The following is a 12,489-nucleotide window of genomic DNA, read 5'->3' as shown; positions in this document are numbered from 1 at the left end:
GGGCAGGTACGGACAGGACAGGTGCGGCCGGGGCCGCCCGTTTCCGCTTCGTTGGTGCCTACACTCGTCGTACGGAGCCGTCCGCGTCGTCAGGAGGCCAGATGTTCAACCTGGTGGAGGAGTTGTTCGCGCCGGGACGCAAGCACACCGACGAGGAACAGCGACGGCTGACCCTGGTGGTCACCGACACCGGCGACAGTGATCCCGGCAAGGGACCGATAGACCTGTCCTCGGGCAAGGTCACCGTCCGCCTGCCGGAGCAGGAGCCGCCGCGGCACACCTGAGGGCGGGTGTGCCGGACCCACGGCCCCGGCACACCCGCCTCGTGCACGGCCCCTCAGGAACCAGGCGTGCCGGCTCCGGCCTTGGGCAGCGAGGGCAGGCTGGCGAAGAGGTCGAAGTACATGCCCGCGGAGACGATGAGCCCCAGGACGCCGAGGGCGAGTCCGCCCCAGGCCACGGCCCGTACCCAGGTCGGGCGGGGCCGGGTGAGGACCAGGCCCGCGACGACGACGGCGAGCAGCGCGAAGATCGCGTTGACGAGGGCGTGGGTGTGCCAGGGGGCGCCGTAGACGGTGCCGATCTGGTCGGTGGCCTTGCCGGTCTGCAGCTTGATCTGGCCGAGCAGCGTCTGGCGCTCGGCCAGCACCGTGCCGACCCAGGTGCCGGTGAGCGAGGCGAGCCCCAGTCCCGCGGCGACGACGGAGCCGGCGCCGGACGCCACCGAAGCGGTCGCGGTGGTGGCGGCGGGCGTCGCGTCGGCGTCCGCGGTCTCCTCCTCGTCCGCCCCGTCCTCCCCGTCCGCCCCGCGCTGCTCGTCGGCGCCCGCGCCGCGCGGGGTGTCCGCGCCGGACGGCTTCTTCCCGTCCGCCTCGGTGGCCTCGGACGCCCCTTCGGCCTCCGTCGTCCCGGTGGCCGCCTTGGCCTCGTCGGCCTTCGTGTCGTCGGTGCGGTCTTCGGTCTTGGTGGTGTCCATGGGCGCGACCGTAGGTGCCGGATCTGAGAGACGTATGAGAATCCCCGGGGCGCACGGGGAACCGGCCACGGCAGCGGGCACAAGGGCCGTACGGTACGTACGGGAACGACCGGAACGTAGGGGTACGGCCGGGCTGTACGGGACCGCCCGGCCATACGGAGACGGCCGGACCGCCCCCCTTTCCCCGGCCGCGGCCCCTCCCCCTCGGGACGGCGCTACTTCCGTACCAGCCCTTCGTCACCCCGCCGCGGCCCCGGCACCGCAACCGGAACCGGAACCGGAATCACCGGCGCGCCGTCCGCCCCCGGCGCCGCCGGGCCCGCGCCCGAACCGGTACCCGCACCCGATCCGGTACCTGCCCCCGCCTCCGCCGGCGGCTCGATGCTGATCCGCGGCAGCCGCCGCTCCAGCCACCCCGGCAGCCACCAGTTCGCGCCACCGAGCAGGTGCATCAGGGCGGGCACGAGCAGGGTGCGCAGTACGAAGGCGTCCAGCGCGACGGCGGCCGCCAGGCCGATGCCGAACATCGCGATGATGCGGTCGCCGCTGAGCACGAACGCCGCGAACACCGCGATCATGATGACGGCCGCCGAGTTGATGACCCGGCCGGTCTCGGCGAGTCCGACGCGGACCGCGCGGCGGTTGTCGCGGGTCAGCCGCCATTCCTCGTACATCCGGCTGACCAGGAAGACCTGGTAGTCCATGGACAGCCCGAAGAGGACCGAGACCATGATCACGGGCAGGAAGGGCTCGATCGGGCCCGCGCTGCCCAGCCCGAGCAGTTCGCTCCCCCACCCCCACTGGAAGATCGCGACCACGATCCCGAAGGAGGAGGCGACGGCCGCGATGTTCATCGCGGCGGCCTTCAGTGGTATGCCGATGCTGCGGAACGCGAGGAGCAGCAGGACGCAGCCCAGGCCGATGACGACGCCGACGAAGAGCGGCAGCTTGCCGACGATCACGGAGGCGAAGTCGTCGTAGCTGGCCGTCACCCCTCCGACATGGACCTTCATGCTGGTGCCCTCCCCGGCCTTCGGCAGGACGTCGGCGCGCAGCCGTTCCACCAGGTCGGAGGTCTGGCGGGACTGCGGGGAGCCGTCCGGTACGACGGTGATCACACCCGTGCTGCCGCTGCCGTCGAACTCCGGTCCCCGTACCTGTGCCACGCCCGGTGTGCCGCGCAGTTCGTCCGGCAGCCGGTCGAAGGCGAGCCGGTCCTTGGCCCCGTCGAGGTCGCCGACCAGGGTCAGCGGCCCGTTGGAGCCCGGCCCGAAGCCCTCGCCGAGCAGGTCGTACGCCTGCCGGGTGGTGCTCGTCGCGGGGTTGTTGCCCTGGTCGGAGGTGCCCAGATGCAGGGACAGGGTGGGCAGCGCGAGGATCAGCATGACGACGGCCGCGGCCGCGCCCAGCAGCTTGGGGTGGCGCTCCACGAAGCCGGACCACCAGGCCGCGAAGCCGGCCGGCGGCTCCGGGCGGGGTCCGTCGGCGGCCAGTTGCCGCCGTTCGCGCCGGCTCAGCGCCCGCGGTCCGATGACGCCGAGCAGGGCCGGGAGCAGGGTGACGGAGGCGGCGACGGTGAGGACGACGGTCAGCGAGGCGGCGATGGCGACGCCGTTGAGGAAGCCCAGCCGCAGGACGAGCATCCCGAGCAGGGCGATGCAGACGGTGGCCCCGGCGAAGACCACCGCGCGCCCCGACACACTGACCGCGCGCTCGGCGGCCTGCGGGACGGTGAGGCCGGATTTCAGCCCTCTGCGGTGCCGGGTGACGATGAAAAGCGCGTAGTCGATGCCGACACCGAGGCCGATGAGCATGCCCAGCATCGGGGCGAAGTCGGCCACCGTCATCGCGTGGCCGAGCAGGGTGATGCCGGCGGAGGCGGTGCCGACGCTCACCACCGCCGTGACGAGCGGCAGGAGCGTGGCGGCGAGCGAGCCGAAGGCGAGGAAGAGGACGACGGCGGCGGCGCCGAGCCCGATCAGTTCGGCGAGCTGGGCGTCCGACGACTCGGTGACGGCGATGCCGGCGCCGCCCAGCTCCACCTGGAGTCCGTCGGCCGCGGCGGTCCTGGCGGTGTCCACGACGCGCTGGACCTGGGCCTTGTCCAGGTCCTCGGCGGGCGCGTCGAAGGCGAGGTCGGCGTAGGCGGTGTGCCCGTCCTCGCTGATCTGCCCGGCGCCCTGCGGTCCGTACGGGCTCTGTACGGACGCGACGCCGGGCAGTGCGGCGATCTTGTCGAGGGTCTGCTGAAGGTCCTTCCGCACGGCGCCCGCGCGTACGGTGCCGGACTCCGTGTGCCACACGATCGTGTCGCGGTCGCCGGAGCGCTCCGGGAAGGCCCGCTCCAGCAGGGCTCCGGCCTGCCCCGATTCCGTACCGGGGACGTCGTAGTGGTCGGAGTAGGCGGAGCCGGCGGCTCCGGCGGCCGCGGTGGCTCCCGCGAAGGCGGCGAGCCAGAGCACGATCACGACGATGCGGCGCCGCAGGCACCACCGGGTCAGTGCGGTCATCAAGCTCTTCGTCTGCTTCCCGGGTCAGGCGCCGATGTCTCCCGGGATGTACCCGTGGTGCCGAACGCGTAAGGGAGGGGGAAGCACGGGACCACCGCCTGCCGACGAAGGGGCGGCGGGCCCGTACCTCTTGCAGAGTGACAGCAGGAAAAGATCCTTTGACCCTTTTGTGGAGTTCCCCACAAAGGGAACGGGAAGCGGAACCCGGCCCGAGCACGAGGCGACCGGAAGACGGCCGGTACCGCGCGCCTCAGGTCAGCCGGTGACCGACTCCTTCCCGTTCTCGATGTGCCCCATGAAGCGGCGGTGGAAGGACGCGTCCTGTGCGACGGACAGGTCCAGGTCGTACCAGCCGTGCGCCGCTGCCGCGGAGTGCGCGACGGTACGGGTGCTGCCGGCCCGCACCCTGATCTCGCGCGTCCTGGTGTCGCCGTACGCCAGCGGCTTCAGGGTGAAGGTGAGGTCGGCGCGTCCCTGGTTGACGAGCGTGAGGTGCAGTTCACGCCGGTGCGCGTCCAGGCGGGTGCCGATCCGGACCGCAGCGGCCGCGCCCGCGGCGGTGCCCGCGTGCTCGCGCCGGAACCCGTTGGGGCCCGTGACGGTGAAGCGGTACGCGCCGTCCTTGACGGGCACCTCCCAGTCGGCCCGGCCCAGCACGTCACGGTGCTGCGGCGTGCCGTACTCCCCCGCGTACGGATACAGCGCGAAGTGCGCGCTCGCCCGGCCCCCGTTGCGCACCGCGAGCCGGAAACACCCCGCCCGCGCGTCGTACGCGCCGTCCGCGTCGGGCTGGTACGGCAGCGGGCGCGCGGGCCGGGTGCCCGGCTCCTGGCGCGGGAGCCGCTGCTCGCGCGGCGGGCGCGGCGCCCAGCGTCCGCCGAACGGCGGGATCGCGCCGGGCCGCTCCACGGCGGGCTGCCTGCGCCCGCGCGAGAAGTCGAAAGCGGTGGTCAGGTCGCCGCAGACGGTACGCCGCCAGGCGCTGATGTGGGGCTCCCGCACGCCCGTCCAGCGCTCCAGGAAGCGGACGATCGAGGTGTGGTCGAAGACCTGCGAGCAGGCGTAGCCGCCCACCGACCAGGGCGAGATCACCAGCATCGGCACGCGCATCCCGAGCCCGGTCGGCTTGCCGTCCCAGAACTCGCCCTCCGTGCCGGCCGGCGGCACCGGCGGCGGCACGTGGTCGAAAAATCCGTCGTTCTCGTCGTACGTCAGGAACAGCGCGGTGTGCCGCCACACGTCCGGGTTCTTCCCGAGCGCGTCCAGCACCTTGTAGACGATGGTGGCGCTGGCGACCGGCGAGGACGAGCCGGGATGCTCGGAGTCCGCCGCGGACGGGACGATGTAGGACACCTCGGGCAGCTTGCCCGCGGCGACGTCGGCGGCGAAGGCGGTGGCCGTGGAGTCCGGCTCGCCGCGGCGCAGCGCGCGCTCGAAGAGACTGCGGTCGGCCGCGCTCAGCGCCCGTACGCCTTCCTCCAGCAGCCCCTGCAAGCGCTTGCGTTCCGCCTCGCCGGCCGCGGCGACCTTCCCGTAGAACGCGGTCATGTTCTGCACGCCGCCGCCCACCTTGGCCAGCGCCTTCTTCATGACCGCCTTGAAGGTCGCGTAGAACTCCAGGTTGTTGTCGGTGAAGTTGTCCCACTCCTGGTAGACGCGCCAGCTTCGCCCGGCCTTCTCCAGGCGCTCGGCGTACGTGGGCCAGGTGTAACCCGTGTGGGTGTCCTCCGCGTACGCGTCGTTGCCCACCGCGCGCTTGCCGGAGCCCGGCTCGAAGCCGGTCCAGCCACTGACCAGGTGGTTGCGGTTGGGGCTGGTGGAGGAGTGGATCGAGGAGTGGTACGCGTCGCAGACGGTGAAGGTGTCGGCCAGCTCGTAGTGCAGCGGTACGTCCTGGCGGTCGTAGTGGGCCATGGTGGCGGCCGTCTTCGCGGTGACCCAGTTGTCCATCCACCCGTCGCGCCACGCCTTGGCGCCGCCGGCCCACTCGTGGTTGAGCGCCCCGATGTACTGGAGGTCCTTCTTCTGAGCCACCGCGGCCTCCCGGACGGAGAACGGCAGGACGGTGCCGACGCCGAGCGCGCCCGGCTGCTCGAAGACGCTCCGGTCGCCGCCGGGCAGCCGCACGGCGTTGCGGTCGCCGTAGCCGCGTACGCCGCGCAGCATCCCGAAGTAGTGGTCGAAGGAACGATTCTCCTGCATCAGCACGACGACATGCCTGATGTCTCCGAGGCCACCCCGGCCGTGCCCGTGCCCACGCCCGGCGGCGGCCGGCCCGGCGGCCAGCGCCTGCTGAAGGGACGGCGGCAGCAGGGACGCGGCGGCCGCACCCGCCGCGGCCGCGCCAAGTCCCATGACCCGTCTGCGAGATACCTCGGATGCCACGCTCGACCTCCCAGTCGTCTGCCCACGGTCGGGCAATGGTTCCCCCACAGCCCATTGGCTGCTGCGAGCGGGACGGTAGTGGAGCGCGGTGGCGGGCGACAGGTGTCGGGGTGACGGTTTCGAGAACAGATGGTTCCGGTTCCGGTTGTGGGCTCATCCGGTGGGACGGGCGGCGCCCTGCCCCTTCCGCCTTCACGCAGCGCCGTCAAGTACCGCCCGGACTTCCGGAACGTCCCGGTAGCCCTCCAGCCGCCCCAGCACGACGCGCACCCGTTGGGCCGTGCGGTCGCTGGTGACGGCCTCGCTCAGCGCGATGACCGTTCCGCTGTCGCGGCCGCCTCTTCCGGTTCGTTCGCGTCGGCCAGAGCGACGGCCAGCCACGACAGGTACAGGGCGAGTTCCCGGGTGTGCGTCGCGTCGTACCGGCTGAGCACGTCCCGTAACAGGGGCACGGCCCGCAAGGGTCGGCGTAGCTCCGTGTAGACCCGGCTCTCCATGACCTGTAGCTCCCCGGCGTCCACCCAGTACAGGTAAGCGGGCGACTCGGCTCCAGCGCCGTGTGCTGCCAGCGCCTCGCCGGCCTCTGCGAGTGCACGCATGGCGGGCTGAGCTTCTCCGGCCCTGGTGCGAGCCCATGCCACCCGATCGAGGTAGAGCGCGCGGGCTTTCGCAGGTGCCTCCGGTCCTGTTCCGTCGAGGGCCGCCCGCGCAAGCTGGACCCCTTCGGCCTCCCTGCCGGTGTTGCTGAGTTGATAGGCCAGCGAACCAGCGAGGTTTCCGGCAAGCGTCCGGTCGTCCGCCTGCATCGCCGCGCTGAGACCCAGTCGGTGGACCCGTTCCGCGTCCGCGTGCTGCCCGGCATCGCTGGCGATCCAGCCCGCGATCTGCGCCAGTTCGCCGATCTGCCGGAGAAGAGCGCGCCCCACCTCTCCGGAGTGGGCGCCTTCCTTGTAGACCCGTACGGCAGCGCGGAGTTCCCGCAGCGCTGGACGGATCAGGTCTCCCCCGGCCAGCACGTCATCCGCGAGCCTGAGCCCGTGTACGCGTTCTTGCAGGTCGCCCACCTGCCCCAGACCGACACGTCGGCCCTCGCGGGCGCTGAGCGGGGCCAGCGGATCACCGGCGGGCAGGAAGTCCTCCAGGGCCGGCAGGGGCGGTTCATCGGCCTCCCGCGGCTCCTTGAGCACGTCCACGGGCACCCCGAGGGCGGCGGCGATGAACGGCAGCCATTGGCAGGGCGTGCGCTTCCCCTTCTCTCAACGGCTGACCTCCTGGCGGCCGACCGGTTCGCCTCCGACCCCGGCGCCGCGACAGATCTCGTGCGCCAAACGCTCCTGGCTCCAGCCCCGTCGCTCCCGCTCACGCCGGATGTTGGCCCCGATGCTGCTTCGCATGGGGCCAGTCTGGCCGACAACTGGCCTACACGGGGCCGCTGGTGGCCCCATCGGTTCCGGCACGACGATCGCCTCACGAAGTACCGAGGGAACGGCGAGGAATCATGGTCGAGAACTTGGCCCCCGCCGCCGGGGCATACGCAGCGGGTGCGGCGGAAGGCCGGATCACGGAGGGAGGACGGGGAGCGCGCTCGGACTCCGACCTGGGCTCGCCCGGTCGGGACCCGGTCATGAACCGGGCCCACCCCCCATCGCACCGCAGCTACCCGGAACCGCCGGTCGTGCTCCCGGTGCCGGCCGCGTCACCCGGACCGGTGCCGGTCGAGGGCTGCGACGCCTGCGCGCACGCTGCGGCGTGGCGGCAGGCGTACCGGACGGGAAAAAGCACGACGGACGGTTGCACGAACCGGTCGGCGGCCGTGGACTGTTCCCTGGAGATCCGCGACCACCCGCACCACCCGCGCGTGACAGGACTGCCGCTCGGCACCCGGCGGTACGCCCGTGAGTACCCGCAGTGTGTTCCGCGCCGTGCAGCACGCCATCGGCACCCATCCGCAGAGCGAGATCACCCTCACGGCGCACTGCCTGAGCGCCGGTTGCGGGTGGACGCCGGCGGCGACCGCCGACCTGAAGGCGGCCGGCCTGGCGATGATGACGCACACGGGCCGTACGGGTCACCCGGCGTTCGCCCGGACGTACGAGGACGTGGCGCTCGTACGCCGCCTGGAACTGAACGAGGGGCAAGCGGGCATTCCACCGCTTCCGACACCCCGCTGAGCCCCCGCTCCGGTCGCCCTCACCCGGGACAGGTCGAGCGACCGGAGCGGGCCGATCCTCAACAGGTCCACAACAGGCCTTCCCCACGGTGAAGATCACCCCCTCACGCGTGGTGGACGAAGGATGGCACACGCTGATCCTGCACACGGACCCGTACGCCAAGATGTGCGAACGGCTCGGCCGATTCGTCCATCATTACCCGGAACGGCCGGGCCCCGAGCGGTACGACCCACACGCACTCGCCCGGACCATGGCCCTGATCCAACAGGCTGGGCACAGCGTGGACAGCGAGCTGTGGACGGGGCCTGCCGAGGCCCTCGTACCGGTCGCGGCGAACTGTTCCCACACCCCGAAACCAGGCGGCCGCGGCCCCATCAACCCCGGAGAGTGCGCGACACATGGCGGCGGTCAGGGCGGCTAAGCTGCCGCACCCCGGCAGAGAAGGTGAGCGTATGGACGCGGAAGAGGCCCGGCACGTGGACGTCGCGCTGAGGCGGCTGGGTATTCCCGGGGTCGTCGCGCCGGAGGAACCGGGCCGGGCGGCAGGGGGGTGGCGGGCGTACCGACAGCGGTCCTGCCCGGGGCTTCCTCATCCCGTCGGCCGACAACTGACCGCCCGCACCCGAGCCGCCCCACGGGCAGCCCGGGTGCGGCTCACGTCACCGCGGCGGACGGACCGACAGCGCGTGCCGGAACTCGTCCCGCGGGTCCCAGCGCGCCTTGATCCGCTGGAGGCGCGGGTAGTGGTCCTTGTAGTACAGGGTGTGCCAGGGGACGCCGGAGGTGTTCAGCTTCGGGTCGGCGAGGTCCCGGTCCGGGTAGTTGATGAACGAGCCGTCGCTGACGGCGTTCGGGACGGGTACGCCGCCGGTGTCCGCGTACACGTCGCGGTAGAAGTCCCGGAGCCACGCCAAGGGCTTCGCCCCGGCCGCCTCCTCCCCCTCCCAGCCGGTCATGTAGACCGCCTTGAGAATCGAGTCCCGCTGGGCGACCGCCGTCGCGTCCGGTGCGACGCTGTTGACCTGTCCGCCGTACGAGACCAGCCACAGTGAGCCGTTGACGCCCTCGGGCACCGCGTCCTTGCTGCCCGCCGGGCCCGCCAGGTGCCGGTGGAGCGCGGTGATCTGCCGGTCCGTGTACCGCTTGCGGAGGTAGCCGGCCTTGACCTTGAACGCGGCCGGCTCGCTCTCCTGGACGAGGGCCACCGCCTCCAGCCACGGCCGGACGGAATGGTCGAGCGCGGGCCGGGCGCCCACGCCGCGCCCAACGGCGTCCACGTAGGCGTGCATCCGCCGTTCGGCGTCGGGTGTGGTGGCGTCGAGCTGTCCCACCAGGGCGATGCTGCCGCTGTTGCGGGCGTTGAGCATGAAGACGCTGAACAGGTCGTGGTACGGGGAGTCCGGGCCGCTGTTGTGCTCGTACCAGGCGCCGTGGTTGCGCACCAGCCGCGTGAACGCGCGCTCGTCGAGGTCTTTCCAGTTCCAGGTGGCGGCGAAGGCGAGCATCGTCGCCGGGGCCTTGGGCAGGAGCCGGGCGGGGTCGTCGCCCCGGGCGTGCGGGTCGCGGAACCAGTAGCGGGTGACGATGCCGAAGTTGCCACCTCCGCCGCCGGTGTGCGCCCACCACAGGTCGTGGTGCGGGTCCTTGGGGTCCCGGGTGGCCACCACGCTGCGGGCCGTGCCGGAGCGGTCCACCACGACGACCTCGACGGCGTACAGGTGGTCCACGGACAGTCCGTACCGCCGTGAGAGGGTGCCGTACCCACCGCCGAGGACGTGTCCGCCGACGCCGACCTCGGCGGTCGCCCCCGCCGGGATGGTCACGCCCCAGCCGAGGAACAGCGCGCGGTAGACCTCGCCGAGCAGGGCACCGGGCTGGACGGCGAACGCCCGCCGGGCGGCGTCGTAGGAGACCGCGCGCATGGGCGAGGTGTCGATCAGGGCGGTGACGGACGGGTCGTCGACGAAGTTCTCGAAGCAGTGACCGCCGCTGCGTACGGCGATGCGCTTGCCGTCCCGTACGGCCTGCTGGACCGCAGTGACGACCTGCTCGGTGGTGCTCACGACGTGTACGTGGTCGGGCTTGCCCGCGAAGCGGCCGTTGCAGCCGCGCCGGGTCAGGGAGGCGTAGCGCGGGTCGTGGGGGCCGAGGGTGACGAGGCCGGTGCCGGGCGGGCGGGCGGCCGCGGCGGCGCTCGCGTCCGGTGTGCCGGACACGGCCGGTGCGGTCGCCGCGGCCGCGATGCCCGGCGTCGCCAGGGCCGCGGCCGTTCCCCCCAGCGCCGCCGCTCCCGCGAGCAGACTCCGGCGCTTCACTTCACCCATGGTCAGGCTCCCCCGTAACTCGTGTGTCTTCAGAGGTGGTTGTTGTGTGTCGCACCTCTCCACCATCGGGCCCGCCGGGCGCCGGTTCATCGTCCACGGTGACCACCTGCCCCCTAAGGAGAAGGATGTACGCCGCGTGCCGCCTCCCCTCCCTCAGAAGGGGACGCGAGCGGCACGCATCATCCCCGGGAACGGTTCGCCCCCTCCGGCGACGGCACCAACGCGCGCGTAAGTTTTCACGAACTCTTGACAACCGCATTGGTCTGGACCATTTTGTGCGCTACGCCCGCCCCGCCTCCGGACCGGGCGGACGGCCCTTCCGGGCCCATGACTTGGAGACAGCCATGCCGCACCCCCTCGTGTCCCGCACCCCCCGCTCCCGGCACAGACGGTGGCTCACCACCGCCTTCACCGGGCTGGCGGCCGCCGCCCTCGCCGTCACCGGCACCGCGGCCGGCGCCTCGGCGGCCCCCCACGCCGCCGCCGGTGTCGCCGCCGACGTCAACAACGCCAAGAACCCCGGATTCGAGTCCGGGCTCTCCGGGTGGACCTGCTCCTCCGGCGCGGGCACCACCGTGTCCTCCCCCGTGCACGGCGGCACCTCGGCCCTGAAGGCCACGCCGGCCGGCTCCGACCAGGCCAAGTGCTCGCAGACCGTCGCCGTCAAGCCCGGCTCCACGTACACGCTGAGCGCGTACGTCCAGGGCTCGTACGTCTACCTCGGCGTCGGCGGCACCGGCACCACCGACGTGTCCACCTGGGTCCCCGGCGCCACCACCTGGCAGCAACTGAAGACCACCTTCACCACCGGCCCCTCCACCACCTCGGTCACCGTCTACACCCACGGCTGGTACGGGCAGTCCGCCTACTTCGCCGACGACATCAGCGTCTTCGGACCGGACGGCGGCGGCAACGGTGACCCGGGTGATCCGGTTCCCGGCGCGCCCACCGGGCTGACCGCCGGCGCGGTCACCGCGTCCTCGGTGGCGCTGTCCTGGAACCCGGCCACGTACGCCACCGGGTACCACGTCTACCGCGACGGTGCCAAGGTGCAGTCGGTCACCGGTACGTCGGCCACCGTGACCGGCCTGAACCCGTCCACCGCGTACCGCTTCCAGGTCGCCGCGACCAACGCGGCAGGCGAGTCCGCCAAGTCCGCCGAGGTCACCGCCACCACGTCCCCGGATGGCGGCGGCCCCGGCCCCTCCGTACCGAAGCACGCGGTCACCGGCTACTGGCAGAACTTCAACAACGGCGCGACCGTGCAGAAGATCAGCGACGTCTCCGACCAGTACGACATCATCGCGGTCTCCTTCGCGGACGCCACCACCACGCCCGGCGCGATCACCTTCAACCTCGACTCGGCGGGCCTGGGCGGTTACACGGTCGCGCAGTTCAAGGCCGACATCAGGGCCAAGCAGGCGGCCGGCAAGAACGTCATCCTGTCCGTCGGCGGCGAGAAGGGCACCATCTCGGTCAACGACTCCGCCTCGGCGAACAACTTCGCCAACAGTGCCTACGCGCTGATGCAGGAGTACGGCTTCAACGGCGTCGACATCGACCTCGAAAACGGCATCAACCCGACCTACATGTCGCAGGCCCTGCGCTCGCTGTCCCAGAAGGCGGGCAGCAAGCTGGTCATCACCATGGCCCCGCAGACCATCGACATGCAGTCCACCCAGGGCGGCTACTTCAAGACCGCGCTGAACATCAAGGACATCCTCACCGTCGTCAACATGCAGTACTACAACAGCGGTTCGATGCTCGGCTGTGACGGCAAGGTCTACTCGCAGGGCACCGTGGACTTCCTCACCGCCCTGGCCTGCATCCAGCTCGAAGGCGGCCTCGACCCGTCCCAGGTGGGGATCGGTGTTCCGGCCTCGACCCGGGCCGCCGGCGGCGGTTACGTCTCCCCCGGCGTCGTCAACAGCGCGCTGGACTGCCTCACCAAGGGCACCGGCTGCGGCTCCTTCAAGCCCGCCAGGACCTACCCGTCCCTGCGCGGCGCCATGACCTGGTCCACCAACTGGGACGCGTCGACCGGCAACGCCTGGTCGAACGCGGTCGGACCGCACGTGCACAACCTGCCGTAACGCGGCACGCATGCAGAAGGGCGGCACACC

General features: G+C 71.9%; 10 protein-coding genes. 4 read left to right on the top strand and 6 right to left on the bottom strand.

From position 1 onward, the window contains the following. The first annotated feature begins 101 nt into the window (after positions 1-101). Positions 102-284 (top strand): DUF6191 domain-containing protein, encoded by a 183-nt coding sequence (locus tag ACZ4QV_RS03065; RefSeq protein ID WP_361145912.1) that lies wholly within the window; start codon positions 102-104, stop codon positions 282-284. A gap of 53 nt (positions 285-337) precedes the next feature. Here the strand turns inward: ACZ4QV_RS03065 and ACZ4QV_RS03060 are convergent, their stop codons facing one another. The 5 genes from ACZ4QV_RS03060 to ACZ4QV_RS03040 form a co-directional block, all read right to left on the bottom strand. Then, on the bottom strand, positions 338-976 hold the full coding sequence (locus tag ACZ4QV_RS03060; protein ID WP_361145915.1) for a hypothetical protein: 639 nt from the start codon (positions 974-976) through the stop codon (positions 338-340). A 215-nt stretch (positions 977-1,191) separates the two neighbouring features. Beyond that, on the bottom strand, positions 1,192-3,486 hold the full coding sequence (locus tag ACZ4QV_RS03055; protein WP_361145918.1) for an MMPL family transporter: 2,295 nt from the start codon (positions 3,484-3,486) through the stop codon (positions 1,192-1,194). A 255-nt stretch (positions 3,487-3,741) separates the two neighbouring features. Further along, complete coding sequence (locus tag ACZ4QV_RS03050) at positions 3,742-5,871, bottom strand: phosphocholine-specific phospholipase C (protein ID WP_467762514.1); 2,130 nt, start codon at positions 5,869-5,871, stop codon at positions 3,742-3,744. Between the two features lie 305 nt (positions 5,872-6,176). After that, a complete protein-coding gene (locus ACZ4QV_RS03045; protein WP_467762513.1) occupies positions 6,177-7,064 on the bottom strand; it encodes a hypothetical protein in 888 nt (295 codons plus the stop codon). Between the two features lie 63 nt (positions 7,065-7,127). Further along, positions 7,128-7,265, bottom strand: coding sequence for a hypothetical protein (locus ACZ4QV_RS03040; protein ID WP_361634587.1), 138 nt, complete (start codon positions 7,263-7,265; stop codon positions 7,128-7,130). 501 nt (positions 7,266-7,766) lie between these two features. On the opposite strand from ACZ4QV_RS03040, the gene ACZ4QV_RS03035 reads away from it, so the two are divergent. Both ACZ4QV_RS03035 and ACZ4QV_RS03030 read left to right on the top strand, forming a co-directional pair. After that, positions 7,767-8,042, top strand: a complete 276-nt coding sequence (locus tag ACZ4QV_RS03035; protein WP_361876080.1) for a DUF7848 domain-containing protein — start codon at positions 7,767-7,769, stop codon at positions 8,040-8,042. 109 nt (positions 8,043-8,151) lie between these two features. Further along, on the top strand, positions 8,152-8,463 hold the full coding sequence (locus ACZ4QV_RS03030) for a glycine-rich domain-containing protein (RefSeq protein ID WP_361634593.1): 312 nt from the start codon (positions 8,152-8,154) through the stop codon (positions 8,461-8,463). 238 nt (positions 8,464-8,701) lie between these two features. On the opposite strand, the gene ACZ4QV_RS03025 is transcribed toward ACZ4QV_RS03030, so the two are convergent. Beyond that, positions 8,702-10,366 carry an FAD-binding oxidoreductase gene (locus tag ACZ4QV_RS03025; protein WP_467762512.1) on the bottom strand — a complete coding sequence of 555 codons (1,665 nt, stop codon included), beginning with the start codon at positions 10,364-10,366 and terminating at the stop codon, positions 8,702-8,704. Positions 10,367-10,710: 344 nt separating this feature from the next. Between ACZ4QV_RS03025 and ACZ4QV_RS03020 the strand changes: the two genes are divergently transcribed. After that, positions 10,711-12,459: a chitinase gene (locus ACZ4QV_RS03020; protein WP_467762511.1), complete on the top strand. Its 1,749-nt coding sequence runs from the start codon at positions 10,711-10,713 to the stop codon at positions 12,457-12,459. The last annotated feature ends 30 nt before the right edge of the window (positions 12,460-12,489 follow it).

Source organism: Streptomyces sp. NPDC026394 (assembly GCF_055567735.1).
Note: the sequence above shows the minus strand (reverse complement) of the source record. Positions and strands in the feature narration are given on the sequence as shown.